The organism is Moraxella sp. TY6 (genome assembly GCF_048551375.1).
Classification (GTDB): domain Bacteria; phylum Pseudomonadota; class Gammaproteobacteria; order Pseudomonadales; family Moraxellaceae; genus Faucicola.
This window is the reverse complement of record NZ_JBLYZJ010000005.1, coordinates 38,578-64,532: the sequence shown is the minus strand read 5'-3', so window position 1 is coordinate 64,532 and position 25,955 is coordinate 38,578. Positions and strand designations below refer to the sequence as shown.

27 protein-coding genes are annotated in these 25,955 nt (G+C 42.6%); 18 read left to right on the top strand and 9 right to left on the bottom strand.

The annotated features are described in order from the left end of the window. Window positions 1–40: 40 nt before the first annotated feature. Complete coding sequence (gene ftsW, locus ACK1U4_RS05080) at window positions 41–1,243, top strand: putative lipid II flippase FtsW (RefSeq protein WP_419401243.1); 1,203 nt, start codon at window positions 41–43, stop codon at window positions 1,241–1,243. Between the two features lies 1 nt (window position 1,244). Here the strand turns inward: ftsW and gluQRS are convergent, their stop codons facing one another. The 3 genes from gluQRS to ACK1U4_RS05065 all read right to left on the bottom strand — a co-directional run bounded on the left by gluQRS (window position 1,245) and on the right by ACK1U4_RS05065 (window position 3,756). Further along, entirely contained in the window at window positions 1,245–2,216 is a 972-nt protein-coding gene (gluQRS, locus tag ACK1U4_RS05075; RefSeq protein ID WP_419401242.1) for a tRNA glutamyl-Q(34) synthetase GluQRS, read from the bottom strand. Next, window positions 2,209–2,646 (bottom strand): RNA polymerase-binding protein DksA, encoded by a 438-nt coding sequence (gene dksA / locus ACK1U4_RS05070; protein ID WP_419401241.1) that lies wholly within the window; start codon window positions 2,644–2,646, stop codon window positions 2,209–2,211. Before dksA ends, gluQRS begins: the two co-directional genes overlap by 8 nt. 285 nt (window positions 2,647–2,931) lie before the next feature. Beyond that, the gene (locus ACK1U4_RS05065; protein ID WP_419401240.1) at window positions 2,932–3,756 is read right to left on the bottom strand and encodes a metallophosphoesterase; all 825 of its coding nucleotides are present in this window, start codon (window positions 3,754–3,756) and stop codon (window positions 2,932–2,934) included. A gap of 296 nt (window positions 3,757–4,052) precedes the next feature. Here ACK1U4_RS05065 and ACK1U4_RS05060 point away from each other — a divergent pair, with 296 nt between their 5' ends. The 12 genes from ACK1U4_RS05060 to ACK1U4_RS05005 all read left to right on the top strand — a co-directional run bounded on the left by ACK1U4_RS05060 (window position 4,053) and on the right by ACK1U4_RS05005 (window position 15,074). After that, window positions 4,053–4,454, top strand: a complete 402-nt coding sequence (locus ACK1U4_RS05060; protein ID WP_419401239.1) for an ATP synthase subunit I — start codon at window positions 4,053–4,055, stop codon at window positions 4,452–4,454. A gap of 452 nt (window positions 4,455–4,906) precedes the next feature. Next, window positions 4,907–5,788, top strand: a complete 882-nt coding sequence (gene atpB, locus ACK1U4_RS05055; protein WP_419401238.1) for a F0F1 ATP synthase subunit A — start codon at window positions 4,907–4,909, stop codon at window positions 5,786–5,788. A 26-nt stretch (window positions 5,789–5,814) separates the two neighbouring features. Then, window positions 5,815–6,057 (top strand): F0F1 ATP synthase subunit C, encoded by a 243-nt coding sequence (gene atpE / locus ACK1U4_RS05050; protein ID WP_007115820.1) that lies wholly within the window; start codon window positions 5,815–5,817, stop codon window positions 6,055–6,057. A 78-nt stretch (window positions 6,058–6,135) separates the two neighbouring features. Further along, on the top strand, window positions 6,136–6,606 hold the full coding sequence (locus ACK1U4_RS05045; RefSeq protein ID WP_419401237.1) for a F0F1 ATP synthase subunit B: 471 nt from the start codon (window positions 6,136–6,138) through the stop codon (window positions 6,604–6,606). A 37-nt stretch (window positions 6,607–6,643) separates the two neighbouring features. Beyond that, window positions 6,644–7,246: a F0F1 ATP synthase subunit delta gene (locus ACK1U4_RS05040; RefSeq protein WP_419401236.1), complete on the top strand. Its 603-nt coding sequence runs from the start codon at window positions 6,644–6,646 to the stop codon at window positions 7,244–7,246. 59 nt (window positions 7,247–7,305) lie between these two features. After that, window positions 7,306–8,850, top strand: a complete 1,545-nt coding sequence (atpA, locus tag ACK1U4_RS05035; RefSeq protein WP_419401235.1) for a F0F1 ATP synthase subunit alpha — start codon at window positions 7,306–7,308, stop codon at window positions 8,848–8,850. A 157-nt stretch (window positions 8,851–9,007) separates the two neighbouring features. Beyond that, a complete protein-coding gene (gene atpG / locus ACK1U4_RS05030; protein WP_419401234.1) occupies window positions 9,008–9,886 on the top strand; it encodes a F0F1 ATP synthase subunit gamma in 879 nt (292 codons plus the stop codon). A 25-nt stretch (window positions 9,887–9,911) separates the two neighbouring features. After that, the gene (gene atpD, locus ACK1U4_RS05025) at window positions 9,912–11,312 is read left to right on the top strand and encodes a F0F1 ATP synthase subunit beta (protein ID WP_419401233.1); all 1,401 of its coding nucleotides are present in this window, start codon (window positions 9,912–9,914) and stop codon (window positions 11,310–11,312) included. Between the two features lie 106 nt (window positions 11,313–11,418). Then, window positions 11,419–11,835, top strand: a complete 417-nt coding sequence (locus ACK1U4_RS05020) for a F0F1 ATP synthase subunit epsilon (RefSeq protein ID WP_419401232.1) — start codon at window positions 11,419–11,421, stop codon at window positions 11,833–11,835. A 404-nt stretch (window positions 11,836–12,239) separates the two neighbouring features. After that, window positions 12,240–12,947 (top strand): response regulator, encoded by a 708-nt coding sequence (locus ACK1U4_RS05015; protein ID WP_419401231.1) that lies wholly within the window; start codon window positions 12,240–12,242, stop codon window positions 12,945–12,947. Window positions 12,948–13,122: 175 nt separating this feature from the next. Beyond that, window positions 13,123–14,814: an ATP-binding protein gene (locus tag ACK1U4_RS05010; RefSeq protein WP_419401230.1), complete on the top strand. Its 1,692-nt coding sequence runs from the start codon at window positions 13,123–13,125 to the stop codon at window positions 14,812–14,814. 80 nt (window positions 14,815–14,894) lie between these two features. Continuing rightward, window positions 14,895–15,074 (top strand): hypothetical protein, encoded by a 180-nt coding sequence (locus ACK1U4_RS05005; RefSeq protein WP_419401229.1) that lies wholly within the window; start codon window positions 14,895–14,897, stop codon window positions 15,072–15,074. A gap of 8 nt (window positions 15,075–15,082) precedes the next feature. Here the strand turns inward: ACK1U4_RS05005 and ACK1U4_RS05000 are convergent, their stop codons facing one another. Beyond that, entirely contained in the window at window positions 15,083–16,465 is a 1,383-nt protein-coding gene (locus tag ACK1U4_RS05000; RefSeq protein WP_419401228.1) for an ATP-binding protein, read from the bottom strand. A gap of 246 nt (window positions 16,466–16,711) precedes the next feature. Here ACK1U4_RS05000 and ACK1U4_RS04995 point away from each other — a divergent pair, with 246 nt between their 5' ends. Continuing rightward, window positions 16,712–18,019, top strand: coding sequence for a valine--pyruvate transaminase (locus ACK1U4_RS04995; protein ID WP_419401227.1), 1,308 nt, complete (start codon window positions 16,712–16,714; stop codon window positions 18,017–18,019). Here ACK1U4_RS04995 and hisH read toward each other — a convergent pair. Next, window positions 18,016–18,651 carry an imidazole glycerol phosphate synthase subunit HisH gene (gene hisH, locus ACK1U4_RS04990; protein WP_419401226.1) on the bottom strand — a complete coding sequence of 212 codons (636 nt, stop codon included), beginning with the start codon at window positions 18,649–18,651 and terminating at the stop codon, window positions 18,016–18,018. The genes ACK1U4_RS04995 and hisH overlap by 4 nt on opposite strands. Before the next feature lie 113 nt (window positions 18,652–18,764). Between hisH and ACK1U4_RS04985 the strand changes: the two genes are divergently transcribed. Next, window positions 18,765–19,811, top strand: coding sequence for a DnaJ C-terminal domain-containing protein (locus tag ACK1U4_RS04985; protein ID WP_419401225.1), 1,047 nt, complete (start codon window positions 18,765–18,767; stop codon window positions 19,809–19,811). A gap of 9 nt (window positions 19,812–19,820) precedes the next feature. Here the strand turns inward: ACK1U4_RS04985 and ACK1U4_RS04980 are convergent, their stop codons facing one another. The 3 genes from ACK1U4_RS04980 to ACK1U4_RS04970 form a co-directional block, all read right to left on the bottom strand. Next, window positions 19,821–20,255, bottom strand: a complete 435-nt coding sequence (locus tag ACK1U4_RS04980; protein ID WP_419401224.1) for a type II toxin-antitoxin system VapC family toxin — start codon at window positions 20,253–20,255, stop codon at window positions 19,821–19,823. Beyond that, complete coding sequence (locus ACK1U4_RS04975) at window positions 20,248–20,592, bottom strand: DUF6364 family protein (protein WP_419401223.1); 345 nt, start codon at window positions 20,590–20,592, stop codon at window positions 20,248–20,250. The genes ACK1U4_RS04980 and ACK1U4_RS04975 overlap by 8 nt, the downstream gene beginning before the upstream one ends. Window positions 20,593–20,776: 184 nt before the next feature. Continuing rightward, window positions 20,777–21,523, bottom strand: a complete 747-nt coding sequence (locus tag ACK1U4_RS04970) for a dienelactone hydrolase family protein (protein WP_419401222.1) — start codon at window positions 21,521–21,523, stop codon at window positions 20,777–20,779. A 119-nt stretch (window positions 21,524–21,642) separates the two neighbouring features. Here ACK1U4_RS04970 and ACK1U4_RS04965 point away from each other — a divergent pair, with 119 nt between their 5' ends. Together ACK1U4_RS04965 and ACK1U4_RS04960 are read left to right on the top strand one after the other, a co-directional pair. Then, window positions 21,643–22,119 carry a YcgN family cysteine cluster protein gene (locus ACK1U4_RS04965; RefSeq protein ID WP_419401221.1) on the top strand — a complete coding sequence of 159 codons (477 nt, stop codon included), beginning with the start codon at window positions 21,643–21,645 and terminating at the stop codon, window positions 22,117–22,119. 275 nt (window positions 22,120–22,394) lie between these two features. After that, window positions 22,395–23,924: a mechanosensitive ion channel gene (locus ACK1U4_RS04960; RefSeq protein ID WP_419401220.1), complete on the top strand. Its 1,530-nt coding sequence runs from the start codon at window positions 22,395–22,397 to the stop codon at window positions 23,922–23,924. A gap of 53 nt (window positions 23,925–23,977) precedes the next feature. On the opposite strand, the gene lgt is transcribed toward ACK1U4_RS04960, so the two are convergent. Next, window positions 23,978–24,889, bottom strand: coding sequence for a prolipoprotein diacylglyceryl transferase (lgt, locus tag ACK1U4_RS04955; protein ID WP_419401219.1), 912 nt, complete (start codon window positions 24,887–24,889; stop codon window positions 23,978–23,980). A 211-nt stretch (window positions 24,890–25,100) separates the two neighbouring features. Here lgt and ACK1U4_RS04950 point away from each other — a divergent pair, with 211 nt between their 5' ends. Continuing rightward, window positions 25,101–25,943 carry a pirin family protein gene (locus tag ACK1U4_RS04950; RefSeq protein ID WP_419401218.1) on the top strand — a complete coding sequence of 281 codons (843 nt, stop codon included), beginning with the start codon at window positions 25,101–25,103 and terminating at the stop codon, window positions 25,941–25,943. Window positions 25,944–25,955 lie beyond the last annotated feature (12 nt).

The window sequence follows — 25,955 nt, the reverse complement described above, 5'->3', positions numbered from 1 at the left end:
CAAATAAAAAATCAGCGGTTGTTAGGTTGTAGGTTGTGTTATGCAAATACCAAGTTTTATGCAAAAAGTGGTGGTCAAAACCCCGCAAAATTCCCCATCTAAGCCAGAGGCTAGTTGGTTACCATCATTGCAGTCTGTTTTGATGACCAGTGTCAGCATGATTATGGTGTTAAGTTTATTGATGGTCGCATCCGCTTCCATCCCTTTCGCTCAAACCAAAAATTTGGGCGATTTTTACTTTTTCTATCATCAGCTTGCTTATATGGGCATTGGTTTGATTTTGGGTTATTTGGTGTATTTGATTCCTTTGCGTTTGACCTTTCGCTTGGATTTGATTATGTGGGCGATGGCTTTTTGCGTGTTGATGATTATTTATACGCTGTTTGCAGGTTCGGTCATCAATGGTAGTCGGCGGTGGATTGAGTTTGGCGGTATTAATTTTCAGCCTGTTGAGCTTGCCAAATTATTGATGATTATATTTACCTCAGATTATTTGGTCAGACGTTCGGAAGAAATCCGCTACCATTGGAAAGGCTTTTTGCGATTGACGGTCATTGCTGCAGGGTTGGCATTGTTTATCATGCTTCAGCCAGACTTTGGCTCGGTGGTGATTATTGTGTGCTGTACCGCTGCCATGATTTTTGTGGGTGGTTTGCCAAAAAGCCAATTTTTGATTGTGGTGGGGGCAATGTTGACCGCAGGGGCGATTGGTGTTATGAGTGCTAGCTATCGGTTGAAGCGAGCCTTATCATTTGTTGACCCATTTGATGATTTACGAGATACCGATTATCAGTTAGGACGCAGTATTGTGGCGTTTGCTCGTGGTGAATGGTTTGGTGTGGGTTATGGCGAAAGTGTACAAAAGCTATCCCATTTACCCGAAGCCCATACCGACTTTTTATTGGCAATCACAGGCGAAGAGCTGGGATTGGTTGGGGTGATGTTCTTGTTGTTATTAGAATTAACTTTAATCATTACCGTGATGAAAATCAGCTACGATGCCCTTAAACGCCGTCAAAGCCGTTTAAGTTATTTTGCTTTTGGCGTGGGCGTGTTGTTTTTTGGGCAAGTATTCGTCAATGCAGGCATGACCATGGGGATGTTGCCAACCAAAGGATTGACCATGCCATTCTTTAGCTATGGGGGGTCGTCTATGGTGATTAATCTGATGATTATTGGTATTTTATTTAGAATTTTAAAAGAAAGCCCTGTCATTCCACAAAAAGAAGGGCGTTATTATTAATTCATCCCTTTAACATCTCTCCAATCCCTTGAACTTCAATGGTTTTGCAACCTATCAAGGGTCGATTATCCCATTGACTGATGGCTTGTTGTAACATCACTTGAGGATAGTCAGTTGCTACAGGTGGTTGTCCCAATAGCTTTAACACCAATGTTAATAAGACTTGGGGCGAATATTGGCTAATCGGTTCGGCAAGGGTCTGTTTGGATAATTTTTGCCCATCGGCATTGAGCAAAATCGGCAAATGGTAATAAGAAGTAGGGTAGGGGAGTGCCAAATAATCCATGATGGCAAGTTGTGGCAGGGTCAACGGCAAAATATCCAGCCCCCTAACGATTTGCGTCACGCCCTGTATCGCATCATCTAGCACCACAGCGAGCATATAATTAATCATACCTTGGGGTAGTTGGGCGGTCGCCTGTCGGCGTACCACGATATCGCCTTGTTGCTGTTGCGGATTACCTGTGATGACCCCTTGCAAGGTATCATAAAACAGCATTTGTTGATTTGGCATTATCAGACGCACCGCATGGGTACGAGGTAACTGATTGGTATAGCACAGTTGTGGATAGGGTAAATTGGTTTGGGAGTTGGCATGAGGATGGCTCTGCCAATAGGTTTGTAGTGATTTACGGCTACAGCCACAGCCATAGCTAACATGCAAAAGCTCCGTATCTAGCACATGATGGTAATGTTCAAGGTGTTGGGATTGGTAACGCACTGCCCCATCCCAATACAGCCCCAGTCGCTCTAAATCCGCTAAAATAGCATCTGCAAAATGTGATTGACAACGTTCGCTATCCACATCTTCCATGCGGACGAGCCATTGTCCGTGTTGCTGTTTGGCAATACAAAAACTTGTCACGGCGGTGAGTAATGAGCCTAAATGCAACAACCCTGTTGGCGAAGGGGCAAATCGCCCAATCACCGAATTTGTTGCGTTGTCAGTCCTTGCAAGGGATGACTTAGCCATGACCCCATGCTTGTTTTTCTTTCATTTCGGATAAAGTTTTGCAATCAATACATTGAGTCGCTGTTGGGCGTGCCTCAAGACGGCGTAACCCAATTTCCACACCACAAGTTTGACAAAATCCATAATCACCGCTTTCGATTTCTGCCAGTGATTTATCAATTTTACGCACCAACTTGCGTTCACGGTCACGGGTACGCAATGCCAATGCAAATTCTTCTTCTTGGGTCGCTCGGTCATTGATATCAGGCATGGCAGTTGACTCATCTTGAATATAAGATTTAGTAGTTTCTGCCTCATTCAGCAATTGTTCTTTCCATGCCAACAAAATATTTTTAAAATGCTCAACTTGAGCATCATTCATATATTCTTCGCCATCAGCAGGTTGATAAGGGGTAAATGTAAACTCACGTTCAGTTTGACTCATGGTCATGATTGTTTCCTCTGCAATCACTACCCCAAATTGTCAGCCTAAGTTGACTAAAGCATACCGCAATACAGTCATGGGGCAAACACTGGGGTGTATGGTTGATTACGCCAGATGGATGCCAAAATGACAAACAATACTAGACATAACTTTACCAAAAAATCCTTCAAAAATTAAACTTTTGCAAAACGCTTTACTATAATTACTGGTTATGACGGGTTAATGACAGCCATCCATCTAACGCATTTCCATGCCAATTCACACCTAAAGCAAGGGCATAGAATTAAAAGGTCACATAGTATCTATTCTTTTAATCCCCGTTGCAAGTTTTCCATTGTTATATAACGTTAACCAACGTAATCCTGCTAATTTATTATCAATCGTATAATCATCACAAAACGGCTTAAACTGCACACTGGTCGAAGGGCAACTAAACATTGAAATTCCATCATGCACAATATGGCACTCTTGATGCACGTGTCCGACAAAAATCCCCTTAATGCGTTGTCGGAATGGCGACACTACCGACCAAAAATCCTCACTATTATCGACACAATGGGCATCAATCCACGCAGATTTTACCTTTGCCATCGGATGATGAGCAAACATCACATAAGGGCGTGACGAAGACGCCAATGTCTGTGCCAGCCAAGCCAACGTTGGCTCGCTAAAATGCCCATGAATTTCGCCAACCACAGACGAATCCAAAAAAATCATATCCCAATACGCTGTCTGATATAACTGGCAATTTAACAAGCGACTATCCGCAGGTACAGGCAAATGACGGCGTTGCAGAAATGGCAAATGACTATCCAACTCAAGGGTCACATCATGGTTGCCTGCAATACATAAATACGGCAAACCAAGCGTATCAAATTGGGCAAATAACTGATTATAATTCAGCGTATTGGGATACTGTAGCAAATCACCCGTTACCACCAATAAATCCGTATCAGCAAAATCTGAACCAATCACCTGTAGTACCTTATCTAAAGATAATTGCGTATCCACCCCATTATATCGCATGCTAACATCAGTTGATAAATGTAAATCACTGATTTGAATTAATGAAAAATAATCTGGGTTTTTTTGTATTACAGTTGCACCGCCACTCATCAAACCACACCTTTACCTTAATTAATCCCAAAATACGTTAATCAAAAATAGTCAGCAAAATCACAAAGCATACATCTATCAATTCAAGTTTGCTTTTATAGCACAAACCCTCATAAAAAACCACTGATAACCATCGGATAAATGGATAGTCGCCTTATTTATAATCAAATTCCCACCATTCATCCGAAAATAACCCCCATATTGCAACCAATCAACCCATTTCATATAATATTGTGGCAAAAATTGGGTATGGCAAGCGCGTCAATATCCATCACCACAACACAAGCGACCTTGACATGACTCAGCCTGCCAAAAGGTTTCAAGCCCAACCCTTATTCAACATCCTAAAACAACAAGCATGGGTGCTGTTTGGTGTTATGATTATTGCTTTAATTATCGATTTTAGCCTACAACAATCTCAGCAACTCATCACCAAAAATGTCCTAGCAGGCGGTGTATTGGCATGGTGTACCCAGTATATTTTTGCTAAAATAGCCCTACGTCAAACAGGCTATCGACAACGCAAACAAATCGTCCATAACTTTTACCAAGCCCAAGCCATCAAATGGGGATTAGTTATGCTAGGCTTTGCCTTTATTTTTCTTACCCTAAAACCACTCGCACCCATCTATGTTTTAGGGGCGTTCATCTTACTCCAGCTTACCCATTTTTTATGGTTACTAAAAAATAAAACATAATCACAGCCGTAACAAAAAATTAAGCCAATTATCAATATCATAAATATTTAATTTAATCCTTTACAAAAAGGTAACACTTGCTTTAATATAGTGTGGATTTTGACAACGTGCTAGATAGTGACAACAAATGTATCAACTTACTCCTTGATTCATTAAATAATTTCATTATCACAATGACACGAATGTTTTACTGATGACCCACATTTTTGAGTCAAGCAAAACACAGTAGGTAAATTACCTATATTTTCACGTTAATGAACCAACCTTCATACACTGTCAAAGGTACTAACCCATTGTTAGCCCAACCCACCAACAGTAACGTGCTTGCCATTACTCAAACCATCAGCGTCATCAGTGCTTAGGCTTGGTCAATTGTATATTTAGATTAACTATCACAACACCTTGACCAATCCCACTAAATACTGGCTCGATTAATAACAGAAGTGAAGACTATGGCAGACGCACAAGCACACGCAGAAATTACTTCCAATGAATATATCAAGCACCACTTGACCAACTGGACATTTGGTCATCACCCAACTGAAGGGTGGACGGTCGCTGAAACACAGCAACAAGCCTCAGAAATGGGCTTTAGTGCGATCCATTTAGACTCTATGCTATGGTCAGTTGGGCTGGGTGTGATTTTTTGTACCATTTTTTATATGGTTGCCAAAAAAGCCACCTCAGGTGTACCAGGTAAACTACAAGCATTTGTTGAAATGATTGTAGACTTTGTTGATGGCAACGTACGTGATACCTATCACGGCACATCAAAAGTGATTGCCCCCCTTGCCTTGACGATTTTTGTATGGATTTTCTTGATGAACTTCATGGACTTGTTTCCTGTCGATTATCTGCCTGTGATCGCCCAAAAAATTGGCGAAGCCATGGGACACAATCCACACCATGTTTATATGAAAGTTGTACCTAGCACTGACCCGAACGTCACCTTGGGTATGTCTTTCTCTGTATTTGCCTTAATTATTTTTTACAGCATTAAAGAAAAAGGTCTGGGTGGTTTTATTGGTGAATTAACGCTTCATCCGTTCTCATCAAAAAATAAAGCCCTCCAAATCATCTTAATTCCTGTAAACTTTATTTTAGAGTTCGTAACTCTAATTGCAAAACCTATTTCACTTGGCTTACGACTTTTCGGTAATATGTATGCTGGTGAATTAATTTTCGTGTTAATCGCCCTAATGCCATTTTGGATTCAATGGGTGTTATCAGTACCGTGGGCAATCTTCCACATTTTAGTAATCACTTTGCAAGCGTTCGTTTTCATGATGCTAACCATTGTCTATCTTAGCCTTGCATCACAAACTGAACATTAATTTCAAATAGTAATGAGGATACATCAATGACTCTAGAAGGTATGACCGTTCTTGCCGTTGCTTTGCTTATCGGTTTAGGTGCATTAGGCACAGGTATTGGCTTTGCAATCTTAGGTGGCAAATTCTTAGAAGGTGTTGCCCGTCAACCAGAACTAGGTTCACAATTGCAAACTCGTATGTTCATCGTAGCAGGTCTTCTTGATGCTGTACCGATGATTGGTGTTGGTATTGCAATGTTATTGTTATTCGCAAATCCATTAGCAGGTTAATAGGTAACTATCAGTACAACGTCCACATGGGTTTTATGTGGGCGAGATAGAGTTAACTTAATTAACGAGGGATTTTAAGTGAATATCAATGCAACCCTAATCGGACAATCCATTGCATTTGCCATTTTTGTGGTGTTCTGCATGAAGTTTGTGTGGCCGCCCTTGGTTGCAGCTATCGCTGACCGCCAACGTAAAATTGCCGATGGATTAAATGCTGCCGAAAAAGCGAAAGCAGATTTGGCAAGTGCTTCACAGACCGCTGAAAAAGAGCTTGTCGCTGCCAAAGCAAAAGCCGCTTCACTCATTGACCAAGCCAATAAAAGTGCCAATCAAATGATTGAAGATGCTAGAGTACAAGCACAAGTTGAGGGTGAACGCATCCGTCAACAAGCTCGTGAAGCAATCGACCAAGAAATCAACAAAGCCCGTGAAGGACTTCGTGCACAAGTTGCCGAACTCGCCGTTCTTGGTGCGGAGAAGATTTTACAAGAAAAGGTCAATCCAGAAACCCATGCCAATATGCTTAACCAATTGGCGACCAAGTTATAAGTGGCAGTTACAGTGGTAATAGTACAGTGAGGATATGATGGCTGATTTATCAACCTTAGCAAGACCCTATGCAAAAGCCGCATTTGATTATGCTAAAGACCATGCGGCTGTCAATGAATGGCAAGATTATTTAGCCGTGATGAATGCCATCGTCAGCGATAAAGCATTTAGCGATTATTTAAACAACCCTGCAATTGCCGCCACTGCCAAAGTCGCTACTTTAACTGATTTATACAATCAAACTGCTAGCGATGATAGCAATAACGTGTTTAAGACACTAAGTACCGCTATCGAAGGTGGGTCACAGGTTGATAACAATGCGTTTATCAACTTCTTGACACAATTGGCTGAACAAGACCGCTTGGCGTTATTACCCAGCATTAATGAGCGTTTTGGCTTATTAAAAGCTGCTGATGCCAAAGAGGTTCATGCCTATGTTACATCTGCCTACCCCATGACTCAGGCACAAGAATTACTGATCGAAAATCGTCTTGCCACATCGCTCAATGCCAATGTGATATTGCACGTGAATGTTGATCCAAGCCTAATCGCAGGGGTCGTTATCAAAATGGGTGACAAGGTCATCGATGATTCGGTACGTGGCAAATTAAAACAGTTAAAAACACAGCTAACCGCCTAGTTGATAGCTCATATCGTTACCAATATAAATAGCGTTAGTAAAAATTAAGGAACAGTGCAATGCAACAATTGAATCCAGCGGAAATCAGTAATCTGATTAAGCAGCGAATTCAAGACCTGACTGCGGGTGCCACAGCAAAGAACGAAGGCACTATTGTCATGGTATCTGACGGTATCGTACAGATTCATGGTCTTGAAGATGCCATGTATGGCGAAATGATTGAGTTTGAGGGCGGTATCTATGGTATGGCACTAAACCTCGAGCAAGACTCAGTCGGTGCTGTTGTTTTAGGTGATTATCTTAACCTACAAGAAGGTCAAAAAGCCTACTGTACAGGTCGTATCTTAGAAGTACCTGTAGGGCCTGAACTATTAGGTCGTGTGGTAGATGCACTGGGTAACCCTATTGATGGCAAAGGTCCTATCAATGCCAAATTGACTGACAAAGTCGAAAAAATCGCTCCTGGCGTAATCGACCGTCAATCAGTTGATGAACCAGTTATGACAGGTTATAAAGCGGTTGATACCATGATTCCAATTGGACGTGGACAACGTGAGCTAATCATTGGTGACCGTCAAACAGGTAAAACAGCAATGGCAATTGATGCCATTATTGCTCAAAAAGCCTCTGGTATCAAATGTGTGTATGTGGCAGTTGGTCAAAAACGCTCAACCATTGCTAACGTAGTGCGTAAACTTGAAGAAACAGGTGCATTGGCTTATACCACTGTTGTTGTTGCCTCTGCTTCAGAGCCTGCAGCTCTTCAATACATTGCCCCATACTCTGGCTGTACCATGGGTGAATACTTCCGTGACCGTGGTGAAGATGCACTCATCATTTATGATGATTTGTCAAAACAAGCCGTTGCTTATCGTCAAATCTCGCTATTGTTACGCCGTCCACCAGGACGTGAAGCCTATCCAGGGGACGTGTTCTATCTACACTCACGCCTACTAGAACGTGCATCACGTGTTAATGCAGAATACGTTGAAAAATTCACCAACGGTGCAGTGACAGGCAAAACAGGTTCATTAACTGCCTTGCCAATCATCGAAACCCAAGCAGGTGACGTATCAGCATTCGTACCAACCAACGTAATTTCGATTACCGATGGTCAGATTTTCTTAGAATCTAGCCTATTCAATTCAGGTATTCGTCCTGCGGTGAATGCGGGTATCTCAGTATCTCGTGTGGGTGGTGCAGCACAAACCAAAATCATCAAAAAGCTATCTGGTGGTATCCGTACCGCATTAGCACAGTATCGTGAATTGGCAGCGTTTGCTCAGTTTGCATCTGACCTTGATGATGCGACACGCAAACAGCTAGACCATGGTCAACGTGTTACTGAATTAATGAAACAAAATCAGTATGCACCGATGTCTATTGCTGACCAAGCTGCGGTGATTTATGCCTCAAACGAAGGCTATTTGGCAGATGTACCTGTGAATAAAGTCGGTGCGTTTGAAGCAAGCTTACTACGCTACTTACGTGATGAGCATGGTGCATTCATGGCAGATATCGATAACACTGCTAACTACAATGACGAAATCGAAGGTAAATTTAAATCTGCGATTGAAGCATTTAAGCAAAATCATTCGTACTAATGATTGAGTGTTAAACCCTCAGTTTGTTAGTCGAACATTGTCATAGAACTAATGAACAAAGTGACAAATACGATTTTCACTTTGTTCTTTTCCAAATTTCGTCCATGCTAATATGATGGGCGTGGACTGAAACTAAACCTAGCTGTATGGATTATTTATGGCAAGTTTAAAAGAAATTCGAGCAAAAGTTGCAAGTATCAAAAGTACCCAAAAAATTACTCGTGCCATGCAGATGGTGGCCGCTAGTAAAATGCGTCGGGCACAAGAGCGTATGCAATTAGGCCGTCCTTATGCAGATAATATGCGTCGAGTTGTTGCTCACTTGGTCAAAGCATCGCCTGATTATAAACACCCATTTTTAACACCCAGAGCAGTCAATCGTGTTGGTTATATTGTCGTAACCTCTGATCGTGGTCTGGCAGGTGGCTTAAATATCAATTTATTTAAGCGTCTAATGCAACACGTCAAACAACAATCGAGCCAGTCGATTGAAGCACGTTTTGCTGTGATTGGGCAAAAAGGGGTCAGTTTTTTTAAAACGTTTGGTGGTACGGTCATTGCGGCTGAAACGCATTATGGCGATAACCCAAGCTTTGAGCAGTTAAGCACCCCAGTGCAAGTGATGATGGACGAGTATCATCGTGGTGAAATTGATGCCATTTATTTGGTATATAATGAATTCATTAATGCCATGACACAAAATCCTAGCGTGCATCAACTCGTGCCAATTGCGACAGGTGATTTGTTAGATGAAACCATGGCAAATCGTGAGCATAGCTGGGATTATATCTATGAACCTAGCACCAAAGATTTACTTGATGGTTTGATGGGGCGTTATGTTGAATCCATCGTGTATCAAGGCGTGGTAGAAAATATTGCCTCAGAACAATCTGCACGTATGGTTGCCATGAAAGCGGCTACCGATAATGCAGGTAACTTAATCAAAGAATTACAATTAGTTTACAACAAGCTGCGTCAAGCGGCGATTACCCGAGAAATTTCGGAAATCGTTGGCGGTGCTGCTGCTGTTTCATAATTGACCTACATTCAAGGAGAGCGTAATGAGTAGCGGTCGTATTGTACAGATTATTGGCGCGGTTATTGACGTTGAATTTGACCGTCAAAGCGTCCCAAAGATTTATGATGCTTTACAGGTTGAAGGCACAGAAACTACACTAGAAGTGCAACAACAATTGGGTGATGGCGTGGTACGTACCATTGCTATGGGCTCAACTGAAGGGCTAAAACGTGGTTTACCTGTGAGCAATACAGGCAACCCAATTTCAGTGCCAGTGGGTAAAGGTACGTTAGGACGTATCATGGACGTGTTGGGTCGCCCAATTGACGAAGCAGGCCCTGTTGAGCATAACGATTCATGGTCGATCCATCGTGAAGCACCAAGTTATGACGAACAGTCAAATAGCACTGAACTGCTAGAAACAGGTATCAAAGTGATTGACTTGTTATGTCCATTCGCTAAGGGTGGTAAAGTTGGTCTGTTCGGTGGTGCGGGTGTTGGTAAAACCGTTAACATGATGGAATTGATCAATAACATCGCAAAAGCCCACTCAGGTTTATCGGTATTCGCTGGTGTTGGTGAGCGTACTCGTGAGGGTAATGACTTCTACCATGAGATGAAAGATTCTGGCGTACTTGATAAAGTTGCGATGGTTTATGGTCAGATGAATGAGCCACCTGGAAACCGTTTACGTGTTGCCTTGACAGGCTTGACCATGGCGGAATATTTCCGTGATGAAAAAGACGAAAATGGTAAAGGTCGTGACGTTCTATTATTCGTTGACAACATTTATCGTTATACCCTAGCAGGTACAGAAGTATCAGCATTATTGGGTCGTATGCCATCAGCGGTAGGTTATCAGCCAACCCTAGCCGAAGAAATGGGTGTATTGCAAGAACGTATTACTTCAACCCAAACTGGTTCGATTACTTCAGTACAAGCGGTTTATGTACCTGCGGATGACTTGACTGACCCATCACCAGCAACAACCTTTGCTCACTTGGATGCAACCGTTGTATTGAGTCGTGATATTGCTTCTCAAGGTATCTATCCTGCGGTTGACCCACTAGATTCTACCTCTCGTCAGCTTGACCCATTGGTCATCGGTGAAGAGCATTATAGCGTAGCTCGTGGTGTGCAAGAAGTGTTACAACGCTTTAAAGAGCTAAAAGACATCATTGCAATCTTGGGTATGGACGAGTTGTCAGAAGATGATAAATTGGTTGTTTACCGTGCTCGTAAAATCCAACGTTTCTTGTCACAACCTTTCCATGTGGCAGAAGTGTTTACAGGTGCACCTGGTAAATATGTACCGATTCGTGAAACCATTCAAAGCTTTAAAGCCATTTTGAATGGTGAATATGATGACTTGCCAGAACAAGCTTTCTATATGAAAGGTGGTATTGAAGAAGTCGTTGCTGCTGCCGAAAAACTACGTGGCTAATGCTAAAATAAGCGAAGTGCTATGCTAGGGTAATGAAAAAATTAACCGTTTCGTTACCACTAGCATGGATTATTTTTAGAATCGCAATGAATCTTAGGAGAGAACTGTGGCAACTTTACAATGTAATGTCGTCAGTGCAAAAGATACTATCTACTCTGGTGAGATTAGTATGTTGGTTGCGACTGGTGTTGAAGGTGAAGTCGGTATTTTAGCTGGACATACCCCTTTTATTACGCTATTACGCCCCGGTGCAATGCATATCAAAACCCAAGATGGTGGCGAGGAAGTGGTTTATATTTCTGGTGGGATATTAGAAGTTCAGCCACATTTGGTAACCGTCTTAGCAGATACCGCTGTTAGAGCTCATGATTTGGATGAGGCAAGAATTTTAGAAGCCCGCCGTGAAGCAGAGCAATTGATTAAAAATCAAAAAGCAGATATTGATACGTCAGCCGCTTTGGCTGCCTTGGCAGAGTCTTTGGCACAGTTACAAACGTTGCAAAAATTCCGCAATCGTGCGTAATGTTTACACCGGTATGAGATTATCTGTGTAATTAGCCAATGTGCATAAAGCCATCAGCATAAGATAATATTGCTTTAGATGGTGTTTTTGATGAAACCAACCCTGTGAGCTTTTACAGGGTTGGTTTTTTTATAAAATCTAAACATTTTAAGCTATTGTGACGATGGGTTTGTTTAGTATTGGTATGTCTTTTGGTTTTGTTACGTTTTAACAATATTAAATTGATTGTTTTTTCGCTAAATTATTAAATTAATGTGGTACGTTTGCTAAAAAGCGTATCCTTGATGGATAAATCGGTATTGCCAAAAGTTGCCTAAGGCTTATTGGTAGTCATTTAAGATAAAAAATGATAAATATTGGCAATAGTTTGGTAAATTATAAGTGATTGATTTTTGGAGGTTGTAATGGTAGAAGAAGAATCCATACCACGTGTATTGATTGTGGAAGATGATGAGCGTCTGGCAACGTTGACGCAAGACTATTTGCGTAAAAATGGTTTAGAGGTAGCAATCGAAACGGATGGTACACGTGCCATTCGCCGTATTGTGGGCGAACAGCCTGATATGGTGGTGCTAGATGTGATGTTACCTGGTAGTGATGGTTTGACGGTGTGCCGTGAAGTGCGTCCACATTATCATAATCCAATTTTGATGTTGACCGCTCGCACGGAAGATATGGATCAGGTGTTGGGGTTGGAGATGGGTGCTGACGATTATGTCGCCAAACCTGTGCAACCTCGTGTGCTATTGGCTCGTATTCGTGCGTTGTTACGCCGTTCAGAAACCGTGGTGACCGATGAAGTGCCACAGCGTCTTGAGTTTGGTGATTTGGTGATTGATAATGGCGGTCGTTCGGTAACGCTCAATGATGAATTGGTCGATTTTACCAGTGCCGAATATGATTTGTTATGGTTATTGGCATCGAATGCAGGTCGTATCTTATCTCGTGAGGATATTTTTGAGCGTTTGCGTGGGATTGAGTATGATGGTCAAGACCGCTCGATTGATGTGCGTATTTCTCGTATTCGTCCAAAAATCGGTGATGACCCAGAAAATCCAAAGCGTATCAAAACGGTACGTAGTAAGGGTTATTTGTTCGTCAAAGAAAATTAATTTTTTATGTTTTTCCAGTTAAGCCAGCATTATGCTGGTTTAATTGTTTTAGTTACAAAGTCACTATGCGAAATGCGTGTTTTGGTAATTGTAAATTTGTCATCGCTCAGTGATAATAGCAAAAGTCCATTTTCCCCCTTTTTTTGTCGTTTTGTTTGCCGTTAGTAGAGCTGTTATGTCTGTCTTTTCTTCGTTAAATCAGTCAATTTTCTTGCGTATTTATGCAGGCTTGTTGTTGATATGCTTGTTGGTGGCGTTGTTCGCTCAGTTGTTGATTACCACCATCAATGCCGAGCGAGTACAAACTTACCGAGAGGATATGGCAACGGCGGCGTTTTATTTGATTAATTCAGGTCTGTCACGCCAAGTGACGGCTCAAGATAAGCAGTATTGGTTGTCGGATATTGATGCGTTATTTGATGCCAAGTTTGATATTCAGCCATTGGATAAGCCTGACTTTAAGACCAGCGAGATGAATCGTTTGAACAAAGAGCTGGCAGTCGTTCGTTATGATGGTGATACGAATACCGCTAATATTTACCAGAAGCTCAGTAGTGAGGGTAAGGTGTTGCACGTGGCAGTAAATAAACTGAGCGAGCAACAGATTAAGGCAGTGGGCGTACTATTACTAGACGATTTGTCGTATTATCGTACGCTAGCAGAGAAGCAACAGCGGTTACAGCAGTTACAAAAGTATTTTCCGTTTAAGCTATCATTGCAGTCGCTTGAAAAATTGGATTTGGATACAGACCAAAAAGCTCGGCTATACCGTAAAGATATTGTGATTATGTTCCGTGATAATACCAGTGTGGAAAACTCATCCATTCGGGTGTTAGCACCGACTGAGTTACAAGATACGGTGATTGAGTTAGGTCCAATTCAGTTGTTTAATTGGTTTCCACTGAATTTGATTATTAGCATTACGCTGATTAGTATGTTTTTGATTAGTCTTGGGGTGTATGGGCTGATTTTTCCGCTTGAGCGTAAATTACAGTTGATTCAGACAGGTATTACTAAGGTACGAGAGGGCAGGCTTGATACCAAAGTGAAGGTATTGGGTGAGGATGAAATTGCACATTTGGCGGCGACTTTTAACAGTATGACCGAGCATATTCGGCGGTTGATTGAGTCGCAACGAGAGCTGACTCGTGCGGTGTCGCATGAGCTACGCACGCCTGTGGCACGGATTCGTTTTGCGGTGGATATGCTGGCGGATACCGATGAGTATGAAGACCGCATGAGCCAACGAGATTATATTGACCAAGATATCGAGTCGCTGAATGGTTTGATTGATGAGATTTTGACTTATGCCAAGCTTGAGGAAGGTTCGCCCAAGATGGATTGGGAAGAAATTAAACTCAAAGATTTGGTGGAGCAAATCGTGCGTGAAACTAACGCACTCGGCAAGCCCATAACGGTGGTAGCAGGGGAAATTGATGAAAAGGCGGTGGCGATTGCGGATAGACGTTATTTGCACCGTGTGTTACAGAATTTGGCAGGCAATGCGACTCGCTATGCGGATGATAAAATTATTGTCAGTGCAGGGGTCAATAAAAACGAGGCATATATTGCAGTGGAAGATGATGGGCAGGGTATTCCAGAAAAAGACCGTGAACGGGTATTTATTCCTTTTGCTCGCCTCGATGACAGTCGCACAAGGGCGACAGGCGGTTATGGGTTGGGCTTGTCAATTGTTTCTAGGATTGCGTTTTGGTTTAATGGTAAAATGGCAGTCGATGAAAGCCCAAAATTGGGTGGTGCAAGGTTTGTTATGACATGGCCTGTGCGTCAGCTTGCAAGCAGTATTGCTTCTGATGAATTGACGCAAAAAAGTACCGAGGAAAAATATACCTTACCTACCAACTAAAAGATTGGTTTATTTGGTATTTGATGACAGTGGCAGAATTTATTTAGAGTAAAGTTATAAACAAAAGAGTTGGAGGCATGATGCGATATATTTTTTTAGCCTTATTGGCATTGAATGTATTAACATTTGGTTACTATAGTTATGTACATAAAGACAAGCCCAGCCAGAGCTATGTGATAGCCAAAGCTGAGCTGACCAATCCTGTGAATGCGACCAATGTGTCGAGTGAACTACCACCGATGATTGGGACGAAAAAATAATCATTGCCTTAATCCACAATCGGAATACTCACCATCACTTCAAGCCCACCGCCATTGGGCTGATTGCGAGCGATGACTTTACCATTATGCAAATGGGCGATACGGCTGACAATTGCTAATCCCAAGCCACTGCCTTGGGTGGTGCGAGCAGTTTCACCCCGTTCAAATGGTTGCATAATACGCTCTAACTGGTCTTCTGCCACGCCCTCACCCTCATCGCTGACTCGGATTTGTAACCAACGTTGTTGCGGTAAGATATCCACACTATGCAGGTCGGTTTCGTCTGCTCCCACTTGTGTTACCAACGCTTCAGCAGTGTTGATGCTGACATGAATGTGAATCGGTGGTTTGCCATAACGGTTGGCATTATTCACCAAATTAACAATCAACCGCTTGATGGATAGTGGACGAAGCGGAATATTCGGCAAATCTTCATCGACTTCTACCACAAATGCCAATGGGGCGAACTGCACCACGATTTCGTTGATAATCGGACGTAAATCGGTCAAGCGAACCGCCTCATCTGAGCCATCTTTCATAAACGAAATAAACTGCTCCAAAATTGCGTCCATGTCCTCAATGTCATACACCAAGCCTTCTTTAAGAAATTCATCGGGCAACATTTCAGCGGTCAACCGCATCCGAGTGAGCGGTGTGCGTAAATCATGCGAAATCCCAGCGAGCATGATGTTGCGTTCTTTTTGGGTTTGGGTCAAATTGTGAAATAGCCGATTAAATGCCAAATTCACTTGTCGAATTTCGGTTGACCCCTCATTGGTGGGCAAATTATTGGCATGACCGAGGGTGATATAGTCAAGGGCGGTTTTTTGCAGGCGTTTGAGTGGGCGATTGAGCTGACGTACCAAAAATAAAATCGTCAGTATCGTCACAAATGGAATCCCCACCAAAAACAAAATCAGCGTTGAGGTACTGTATTGTGAGTAAAATTTCACAGGTTCTTGAAGCCAAAATTCAGGGTGAGCTGAATCTTGTACATATAAAATCGGCACAGGCTTAAATTTAAAATACACTTTGGCAGGGCGACCGATGATGGTTTCAATCTGCGTTGCCATGCTGTCGGTAAAATGCCCAATTAGGGTTTTCTGCTCCACCACTGGAAAGGCGTTGGGGTCAGTAATCACTTCAATGTGCGAGGCTTGAATTACCCATTGCTTGAGTTGGGGCTGTTGGTGAAAATCCTTGTCGGCTTTATCAAGCATTAGCAGTTGATTTGCCAAATACGTGGCGTGATTTTGCAGTTCGGGTAAATACAGGCTTCGCCAAAAAAACCACAGCGATAACAACACACTTGCCACCACCATAAATAGTACCATCAGCGTGGTTTGCCAAGTGTGGCTGTAGCCTTTGAGTTTGGGTAAATGGGGGGTCATGGGGCGATTCCGATTATTAACTTTTGGCTATTTTACCGTAAAAAATCGGTTTGGGCAGGGATTTACAATTATTGGTATAATAAATCTCTTTACATACCCCCTCTAACTCCCCCTTGTCAGGGGGAGAACTACTCCCTCCCCTGCGAAGGGGAGGGTTGGGGTGGGGTAAATTTACTATTTTTTATTTAATGTTAAAGTCTTGAAAGCGGTCTAATAACATTTTAGTAACGAAGCTAGGGCAAAGCGATGGAATTTTCAAAATTTGGCAAAAAATTCACCCAAAATAGCGGTATTTTGCAGTTGATGGACGATTTGGGCAATGCGTTAAAATCAGAACAGCCGATTAATATGCTCGGTGGGGGCAATCCTGCTCGCATTGATGCGGTGAATCAGACCTATTGGCAAGTGTTCCAAAGCCTTGCTCATGGCGATGTTGGCTCAAGTGCCATCGAAAGCATTGGTAATTATTCCACCCCACAAGGCGACAGCAAATTTATTGAGGCGTTGGTGAGTTTTTTTAATCGCCATTATGATTGGGGCATTACTGCGGATAATATCGCTTTGACCAATGGCTCGCAAAATGCGTTTTTTTATCTGTTTAATTTATTTGGTGGCAAATTTGACGATGGGCATGACAAAAGTATCTTGTTACCGCTTGCCCCAGAATATGTCGGTTATGCCGATGCTCATATTGATGGTAAGCATTTTGTGGCGGTCAATCCGCTGATTGATGAAGTGGAACACGAGGGCGAAACAGGGTTTTTTAAATACCGTGTCGATTTTGACACGCTAGAAAATTTGGCGGAATTACAAGACGGTAAAATCGGTGCAATCTGTTGCTCACGTCCTACCAATCCCACAGGCAATGTGCTGACCGATGACGAAATGGCTCGCCTTGATGCCCTTGCCCAACGCTATGGCATACCCTTGATTATTGACAATGCGTATGGGATGCCGTTTCCCAATATCATCTACAGCAAGGCGACTTTGACTTGGCATGACAATATTATCCTGTGTTTTAGCCTGTCCAAAGTCGGTTTACCGGGGGTGCGGACAGGGATTGTGCTGGCAAATCCGCAAGTGGTAAAGGCGATTAGCAGTCTAAATGCGATTGTCAATCTTGCACCCACTCGCTTTGGTGGGGCGATTGCCACGCCGTTGGTGCAAGATGATAGATTGAAAGATTTATCGGATAATTATATTCGTCCGTTTTATCAAGGGCAGGCAAGGCTTGCGGTACGGCTGTTAAAAGCTGAATTGGGCGACTTGCCTGCTCCTTATCAAAATGCGATGAAAATCCATCAACCCGAAGGGGCGATTTTCTTATGGGTGTGGTTGAAAGATTTACCGATTACCACGGTTGAGTTGTACCAACGGCTAAAAGAAAAAGGCACATTGGTGATTCCGAGTGAGCATTTTTTTGTGGGTGTGGATACCGAGCGTTATCCACACGCCCATGAGTGTATCCGCCTAAGTATCGCCCAAGATGATGATACTTTGAAAAAAGGTATTGCCACAATTGGAGAAGTGGTGCGGGCGGTGTATGGCGTTTAAATTTGCCATTCAACAAAATTCTTCAATAATTGCAAGCCTGCGGTATGGCTTTTTTCTGGGTGAAATTGAGTAGCAAATAAATTATCTTTAATCACACTGGCACAAAATTCCACCCCATAATCACAACTGGCAGACACCATCGCCTTATCAGTCGGTTCGCAATAATAACTATGCACAAAATAAAAGTGCGTATTGTCTTCAATACCTTGCCACAAGGGATGGCTTAAATCCATGCCTGTCACTGTATTCCAGCCCATATGCGGAATTTTAATCGCCTCGCCATTGGCATCTTGCCAATCGTCTTGGAATTTTTTGACCTCACCGCCCAAAATCCCCAAACAATCAACACCGCCATTTTCGGCTGAGCGTTCAAACAATGCCTGCATACCCACACAAATCGCCATTATAGGTTTGTTAAACACGGCTTGTTTTACCGCCTCGTCAATCCCTGCATGGTGCATTTCTGCCATACAATCACGCATTGCCCCCACACCCGGAAACAGGATTTTATCGGCGGATTGAATCACTTTGGGGTCACGAGTAATAAACACCTCTGCACCCACGGCTGACAGGGCTTTACCTGCCGAATGTAAATTACCCATACCATAATCTAATAATGCGACTTTTGTCATGTTTTATCCTTGAAGCTGTTCAATTTTTGCCATAAAAACTACCAAAGTGCTTTTGAAAATTGCCCACATAACCCTTATATTAGAGGGTAATTTAATTAACCTAGGCAATAATAATGACAGAAAAAACCTATTATGACATTTTAGGCGTGGATAAGAAAGCCAGTGAAGCAGATATTAAAAAAGCCTATCGTAAACTGGTACGCCAATACCACCCAGATGTCAGCGATGACCCAAAGGCGGATGAAAAAATGGGCGAAATCAACAACGCCTACGAAACCCTCAAAGATGCCCAAAAACGTAAGGAGTATGATGTCCTTTTGGACAATCCCTTTCTTCGAGGTGGGGCTGGTGGCTTCGGTGGTACTGGGAGCGGTTTCGGTGGTTTTGGTGGCGGTCAGGGTTTTGACCAGACGAACATGAGCCAAGCCGACCTTGACGAAATTTTACGTCAATTCGGTGGCGGTGGGCGAGGGGGCTTTGGGCAGACAGGTGGCTTTGGTCAAACAGGTGGTGGTGGCTTTGGCTTTGATGACCTGTTTTCGGGGTTTGGGGGTGGTGGTTCGCAAAGTGGCTTTTCTCAAGGTCGCTCAAATAAAGGCGAAGACCAACATGCCGAGCTTTCAGTGGATTTAAAAGCCAGTTATGAGGGTGATACTCGCAAAATCACCTTAAATTTGCCTGTGCGTACAGCGAGGGGCATGGATTACCAAAATAAAACCATCGAAGTCAAAATCCCCAAAGGCATTAGCGAAGGGCAACAAATCCGCCTTGCCAAACAGGGCAATCCCAGTCCGTATGGTGGTGACAATGGCGATTTATACTTGAAAGTCAAATTTAACCATGCCGATAATATCAAAGTTAAGGGCAAAGACGTATTTCAAACGGTGGATATCGCCCCTTGGGAAGCGGTTAAAGGTGGACAAATCACAATTAATACCCCAGCAGGTAAAATTAAGGTAATTCTGCCTCAAAATAGCCGAACTGGGACGAATCTACGCCTAAAAGGTAAGGGCATTCCTGCCAAAGATGCAGGCGATTTGTATTTGACCATGAATATCGTATTGCCACCGTTATCGAGTGATGAACACCGTAATGAAGAGCAACTGCAAGCGTGGCAATTTTTGCAAGATACCTTCCATGATTTTGTGCCGAAGCGTTAATGGTAGACGTTAATCGGCTAAACTTTTCATCCAAGCGACTGCTTCTTGTGACGTATAAACAGGTAAGTGGGTACATTGAAAATCTTTGGTATTGCGAGTGATAATGGCATCGACTTGGTATTGCTCGGCACTGGCAATAATCACCGCATCTTCAAAGTCTTTGGCTTTTAGGCTTTGGGCGTTTTGTAAAATCCGTTTATCCACAGGGGCGATGTCAAACAGTTTTAACAGCATTTCAATCGCAATTAACGCTCGCTGTTTATCAAAACTACGTTTGAGTAAATAAAAAATCGTGGTAATGGAATTGGCACAAATTACGCCCTCAATTTCCCTAAACTCAACCATTCTTACCAGCTCATTTGCTTCTTTTTCAAAGGGCAGACGTTGCTCAAAAAAATCAATGCAAATATTGGTATCAAATACACAGCGTGTTTTTTTAGCCATTCAACAATTCCTTTTGTGATAGCTTGCTGACAGCCGTTGTGTTGAATGGGCTATGGGGGTATTTATGTTGAAAGTTCTCAATTCGCAGGTCTTCTGCCAACGATTTCTCTTCTTCAAAAATAGTTGGGTTATTAGGTTTACCCAATAATGCCAAGACATTGCTTGCAATAGGCGATAAGGGTTGTTGGGTGGGGGTTTCTTTGGCAGTTGGTTTGGTTTTAAACAGGCGGAAATAATCTGCCACCATTTGTGACACAGATTTACCATTTTCTTTGGCGATTTGTTTGGCTTCGGCAATTAACGCCTCGTCCATGCGTAAAGTGAGTTTGGCTTGCATTGAATTTTCCTTATTGCAATAATTTCAACTAATGTTTTTTTGTATGGGACTATTGCATAAACCCAATGTCTAAAACTTTAAGCAGGGCGTATTCAATACGCCCCTACGAAAAATGGCATAAAAAAGACGTACAATATTAAAAATATTATACGCCTTATTTGAGGTTTTGGCAAAATAACAAATATTATGCGGATACCAAATTTTCTTCCATGAAGTCTAACATTTCTTCCCAACTGGCTTTGGCAGAATCTTCATCATAGCCCAAATCCACGCCATTTTCTTTGGCACGTTTGTCGGCATCTGGGTTGGTAAAACCGTGTTTTGCCCCTTCGTACACATCGACTGTGTATTCGACATTGGCATTGTCAAGTTCTTGTTTTAGTCCCTCAATCGCTTGCATCGACACCATGCTATCCGCTTCGCCATGAGCCACTAGCACTTTAGCAGTGAATTTGCCTTTTTCGGCAGGTTGTTTTGGTGTGGGGTTGCCGTGAAAGGTGGCAACGGCTTTAAGCGGAAAGCCCTCACGAGCCATATCAAGGGCAATTTTGCCCCCAAAACAATAGCCAATCGCCCCAAGACGCTCGCCATCGACCGCTTCAAGGTCGGTAAAGTCCTGCATAATCAAGCGACAACGAGCCATCAGTTGGTCTTGGTCAGCAAGCATTTGGTTCATCCATTCATTGGCTTGGCTAGCGTCAGTGGTGAGTTTGCCCTCGCCATAAATATCCATTGCCACTGAGGCAAAGCCCACTTCGGCAAGGCGTTCAGCGACTTTTTGGGGGTGTTCGACCACGCCCCACCATTCTGGGGCAATCAAAATCGCAGGGGCAGGGTTGTCCGCGCTGGCATCTTTGGGTAGGCAGACGTAGCTTTTGAGTTCAATGCCGTCTTGTGTGGTTGATTCGAGTTGTAAAATTTGGATGTCCATAAAATTTTCCTTGTTTATCATTGACAAATAATCCCTTATTTATAGCCGATTCATCTACGTTTTTCCGCTATAATAATGTAATTTTTTCGGTAAACACTGCCCCACCAAGAGCCACTATTATGAGCCAACCAGTCACTTTACGCCCTCAATTTTGGGAACGCTTTGCCCTAGCTGAATTCACCAATGCTGAGTGGGAAGCCCTGTGTGATGGCTGTGGGGCGTGCTGTTTGATTAAGTTTAAAGACGATGACACAGGCGAAGTTGAGTATACTGATGTGGCGTGTCAATTACTCGATTGTGCCACTGCCAGTTGCTCAAAATATGCCACACGCCGAGAATATGTGCCAGATTGCATTTCGTTATCGGTGGAAAATATTGGCGAAATGGACTGGTTGCCTGCCAGTTGTGCGTATAAGCGGTTGTTTTTGGGGCAGAGATTACCCAATTGGCATTATTTAATCACCCAAGATAAAGCGGTGACTGCCAAAAAAATGCGTCAAAAAAATATCAGTATGGCAGGGCGGTGCGTGTCCGAAAGCCATGTATCAGAATGGGAACAAGAGCAACGAGTGATTCACTGGATAAAACAAGTTTAGGACATACCACTTAAGATATTAACAAAAATAGATACAATATTACGTTTTGTAACATTTATGGCTTAATATTACCCTTATAGCAACTATTTTCTAATGTTTATTTGATTATTAATAGTGCTAAAGTAATTGCGTTAACCTGAGGAAGTTAAGTTTAACTTAACCTTTTTTCTATGGCTATCAAACAAAACTAATTATCAAAATTAACCATAAAATTGAGAATAGGATAAAACGTTGTTTATTATACAATTTTATCCAAACACTTTTATGGAGGGTATATGGAAAACTTTTTTTTGAATTTTAACCAAACGCTAGGGTCATCGGTCGTTACCATGATTGGGGCGTTGCTGATTTTTGTCATTGGCTGGATTATTGCTGGTATTATTGGCTCGGTGGTGCATAAATTGATGGTGAAATTGAATATTAACCAAAAAATGAATGCATCTACAGGCAAAAGCTATGATTTAGCTCATTTGATTTCTCGTATTGTATTTTGGTTTGTATTTATCATTGCTATCGCTGCTTCATTAAGCTTCCTAAAATTGGATGCGATTTCTGGTCCATTTGCAAGCATGATTAGCCAAGTGTTGTCATTTATCCCTAATCTATTAGGTGCAATTGCACTGGGTGTTTTGGGCTGGGTATTGGCAACGGTCGCACGCACTGCCTTAGCAGGGGTGTTAAACCGCACTTCGTTGGATGAAAAACTCACGGCTGAAGCAGGTGTTGAGCCAATGAGTGCCAACATTGCCAATATTGCGTATTGGTTTATCCTATTGATGTTCTTACCGTTGGTGTTACAGCAATTAAACTTAACAGGTTTGTTAACACCAGTAAACAATATGATTGGTAAAACTTTAGAGTTTATCCCTAATATTGTCATTGCAGGCGTATTACTGTTTGTTGGTTATGTGATTGCCAAAATCGTCCGTGGTATCGTGACCAATGTGGTCGCCAGCCTAAACATCCAATCGGTTGCCAATAAAGCAGGTATGGGCAATCAGCTACAAATCGCTAATATTGCAGGGACATTGGTGTATTTGTTGGTGATGATTACCACCATTATCATGGCATTAGACGCATTAAAAATTGAATCAATTTCACGTCCAGCCACCAATATGCTGAATGAAATCATGTCAGCGATTCCTAATATTATTGCTGCGGTCGCCATTTTAGGTATTGCTTATTATGTGGTGAAATTCGTTGCCAATATCGTCAAAAACTTGCTTGAAAATACAGGTGTCAACGCATTGCCTGCTAAGTTGGGTTGTGATGCGATGCTTGGTAATACCAAAGTTTCGGATTTGATTGGTTCGTTGATTGTGTTTTTTGCCATGCTCTTTGCTAGCATTGAAGCAGCTAACCGTTTGGGTTTCAGCCATATCAGCGACTTGATTAGCATGTTTATTGAATTTGGTGCTCAAGTGTTGTTGGGTGCGGTGATTTTGGCAGTAGGCTTTTGGCTTGCCAACCTATTGGCAGGTGCAGTGCAACGCTCACAAAGCGGTACGACTTTCCTAGCCAACCTTGTGCGTGTGTTAATCATGGGCTTGGTATTGGCAATGGGCTTGCGTGCGATGGGTATTGCTGATTCGATTGTTAATATGGCATTTGGCTTGACCTTGGGTGCAGTGGCAGTAGCATTTGCCTTGGCATTTGGTCTAGGCGGTCGTGAAGCAGCGGGTCGTTTGCTTAAAAACCTACAAGACAAAGCAGAAGTAGAAGCCAAAAATATTGCCACCAAACAAAATGCACCAACCAACGTTGATGCCACTTTTGATGCCAATGATTTACAACCAAAACCATAATGTATGATGTTTTAAATTAGAAAAAAGCCAAATCAAATGATTTGGCTTTTTTATTATGCTGAATTTTTTTGTGAACCCCAATCATAAATTTGGTTTTTGTACGCCAATATCAACAAAATCAAACCAAAAACAATCATGGGAACGCTGAGTAACTGCCCTTTTGTCATCCAACCAAATAAAATAAACCCTTGGTCGGCATCAGGTTGGCGGAAAAATTCGGTGATAAAACGTGCCACGCCATAGCCCATCACAAACAGCCCACTTACCGCCATACGAGGGCGAGGCTTACTGGCAAACCACCATATCAAAATAAATAGCACCACACCCTCACTAAAGGCTTGGTACAACTGCGATGGGTGGCGAGGCAATAACCAATAATTATTACCATTAATTGCGAACTGCTGTGCTAAGGTCTGCAAAGCAGGATTTTGTTGTAATAACTCATAATCCGCATTGACCGCTTGTGGGAATAGCATCAGCCAATTATAGCCCCCATCAGATACACGACCCCACAACTCGCCATTGATAAAATTACCAATTCGCCCAAACAGTAAACCTGTCGGCACGCACGGAATGATAAAATCGAGTACATTAAATACAGGTTTTTTGTATTTGCGAGCGAATAAAATCATCGCTATCGCCACACCCAAAAATCCGCCATGAAATGACATGCCACCTTCATTGACTTTGAATAAATACACAGGATTTGCCAAAAATTCACTGAATTGATAAAACAGCACGTAGCCAACACGACCGCCTAAAATCACACCCATCGCCCCATAAAAAATAAGGTCAGACACCATATCGGTATTCCAATCTGGGCGAGATTTGATGCGATACCATGCCAATCCAAAGGCAAAGGCAAACGCCAGTAGGTACATTAACCCATACCAATGGGCTTGGATAATGCCCAAATCAAGGGCGACAGGATTAAATTGGGGATGAACGAGAACAAGTGGTAGCATGATAATTGATTCTTATAGAAAAATGCCATTATCATAGCAAAATTGATTCATAACGTCATTAGCCGTATTAAATTGTATGAAATTACTGATGATAACGGTTACTTATGATAAACAGTTTGATAGCATTATGCTTACAAAATACAGCTGTAATGTGGTTTAAAGTTAATCAATAACCTCCATATAATTAAAATAACTAAACAAGGAATATTTTATGCAAAAAAATGTCCAACAAATTATCTCTGCCGAAAAAGTCATTGATGATGGTGATATGCGACTGTTTCGAGCCTTACCGCAAGAAGCCATGCAATCACTGGGGGCGTTTGTGTTTATCGACCACTATCGCCATCAAAGCCAACGTGGGATTGGCGACAGACCGCATCCGCACGCAGGCATTGAAGTGATTAGCTACTTGCTTGAGGGCAGTGTGACCCACCGTGACAGCCTTGGCAATGTCGATGATATCCATGCAGGCGAAACCCAATGGATTAAGTCGGGTAAAGGCATTTTGCACGCCGAAGTACCGCATGGCGGACGGCATGGCTTGCAATTGTGGACAAAACTGCCACCGCATAGACAAGGTGATAAACCAGAGTATCAGTCTTTTGATAAACAGGAAATTGCCGAATTTGATAAAGACGATGCACATGTGCGAGTATTAAGCGGACACTTTACAGGCGAATTTGCCACCTATCAAGGGGTGATACCGACTGTGACTGGGGCGTTTTTGGCTCACGTCAAATTACCTGCTCACGGTCAAGTGACCTTACCTGTGGATTCAGCCCTTGAGTTGGGCTTATATATCATGGATGGGGAGGTTATGACCGAGCAACAGCCTGTCGGTGCAGGGACATTGTTGGTGTATGGCGAGGGTGACGAAGTGCATATCCAAGCGAATGATAAACCTGTGGATGCGGTGGTGATTGGTGGCGAGCCTGTGCAAGGGGCGTTGTTCTTTGGTGGGTCATTTGTGATGGATAGCCGTGAAGCCTTGCTACAAGCCAAACGTGACCTGATTAGCGGTGAAATGGGTACGCTTGATGGCGTGCCGTTTTAAAGCCAAATAGCA

Coding starts and splice junctions, on each gene's coding strand:
- ftsW (WP_419401243.1), top strand. CDS start 41: ATGCAAATACCAAGTTTTATGCAAAAAGTGGTGGTCAAAACCCCGCAA.
- gluQRS (WP_419401242.1), bottom strand. CDS start 2,216: ATGGCTAAGTCATCCCTTGCAAGGACTGACAACGCAACAAATTCGGTG.
- dksA (WP_419401241.1), bottom strand. CDS start 2,646: ATGACCATGAGTCAAACTGAACGTGAGTTTACATTTACCCCTTATCAA.
- ACK1U4_RS05065 (WP_419401240.1), bottom strand. CDS start 3,756: ATGAGTGGCGGTGCAACTGTAATACAAAAAAACCCAGATTATTTTTCA.
- ACK1U4_RS05060 (WP_419401239.1), top strand. CDS start 4,053: ATGACTCAGCCTGCCAAAAGGTTTCAAGCCCAACCCTTATTCAACATC.
- atpB (WP_419401238.1), top strand. CDS start 4,907: ATGGCAGACGCACAAGCACACGCAGAAATTACTTCCAATGAATATATC.
- atpE (WP_007115820.1), top strand. CDS start 5,815: ATGACTCTAGAAGGTATGACCGTTCTTGCCGTTGCTTTGCTTATCGGT.
- ACK1U4_RS05040 (WP_419401236.1), top strand. CDS start 6,644: ATGGCTGATTTATCAACCTTAGCAAGACCCTATGCAAAAGCCGCATTT.
- atpA (WP_419401235.1), top strand. CDS start 7,306: ATGCAACAATTGAATCCAGCGGAAATCAGTAATCTGATTAAGCAGCGA.
- atpG (WP_419401234.1), top strand. CDS start 9,008: ATGGCAAGTTTAAAAGAAATTCGAGCAAAAGTTGCAAGTATCAAAAGT.
- atpD (WP_419401233.1), top strand. CDS start 9,912: ATGAGTAGCGGTCGTATTGTACAGATTATTGGCGCGGTTATTGACGTT.
- ACK1U4_RS05015 (WP_419401231.1), top strand. CDS start 12,240: ATGGTAGAAGAAGAATCCATACCACGTGTATTGATTGTGGAAGATGAT.
- ACK1U4_RS05010 (WP_419401230.1), top strand. CDS start 13,123: ATGTCTGTCTTTTCTTCGTTAAATCAGTCAATTTTCTTGCGTATTTAT.
- ACK1U4_RS05005 (WP_419401229.1), top strand. CDS start 14,895: ATGCGATATATTTTTTTAGCCTTATTGGCATTGAATGTATTAACATTT.
- ACK1U4_RS05000 (WP_419401228.1), bottom strand. CDS start 16,465: ATGACCCCCCATTTACCCAAACTCAAAGGCTACAGCCACACTTGGCAA.
- ACK1U4_RS04995 (WP_419401227.1), top strand. CDS start 16,712: ATGGAATTTTCAAAATTTGGCAAAAAATTCACCCAAAATAGCGGTATT.
- hisH (WP_419401226.1), bottom strand. CDS start 18,651: ATGACAAAAGTCGCATTATTAGATTATGGTATGGGTAATTTACATTCG.
- ACK1U4_RS04985 (WP_419401225.1), top strand. CDS start 18,765: ATGACAGAAAAAACCTATTATGACATTTTAGGCGTGGATAAGAAAGCC.
- ACK1U4_RS04980 (WP_419401224.1), bottom strand. CDS start 20,255: ATGGCTAAAAAAACACGCTGTGTATTTGATACCAATATTTGCATTGAT.
- ACK1U4_RS04975 (WP_419401223.1), bottom strand. CDS start 20,592: ATGCAAGCCAAACTCACTTTACGCATGGACGAGGCGTTAATTGCCGAA.
- ACK1U4_RS04970 (WP_419401222.1), bottom strand. CDS start 21,523: ATGGACATCCAAATTTTACAACTCGAATCAACCACACAAGACGGCATT.
- ACK1U4_RS04965 (WP_419401221.1), top strand. CDS start 21,643: ATGAGCCAACCAGTCACTTTACGCCCTCAATTTTGGGAACGCTTTGCC.
- ACK1U4_RS04960 (WP_419401220.1), top strand. CDS start 22,395: ATGGAAAACTTTTTTTTGAATTTTAACCAAACGCTAGGGTCATCGGTC.
- lgt (WP_419401219.1), bottom strand. CDS start 24,889: ATGCTACCACTTGTTCTCGTTCATCCCCAATTTAATCCTGTCGCCCTT.
- ACK1U4_RS04950 (WP_419401218.1), top strand. CDS start 25,101: ATGCAAAAAAATGTCCAACAAATTATCTCTGCCGAAAAAGTCATTGAT.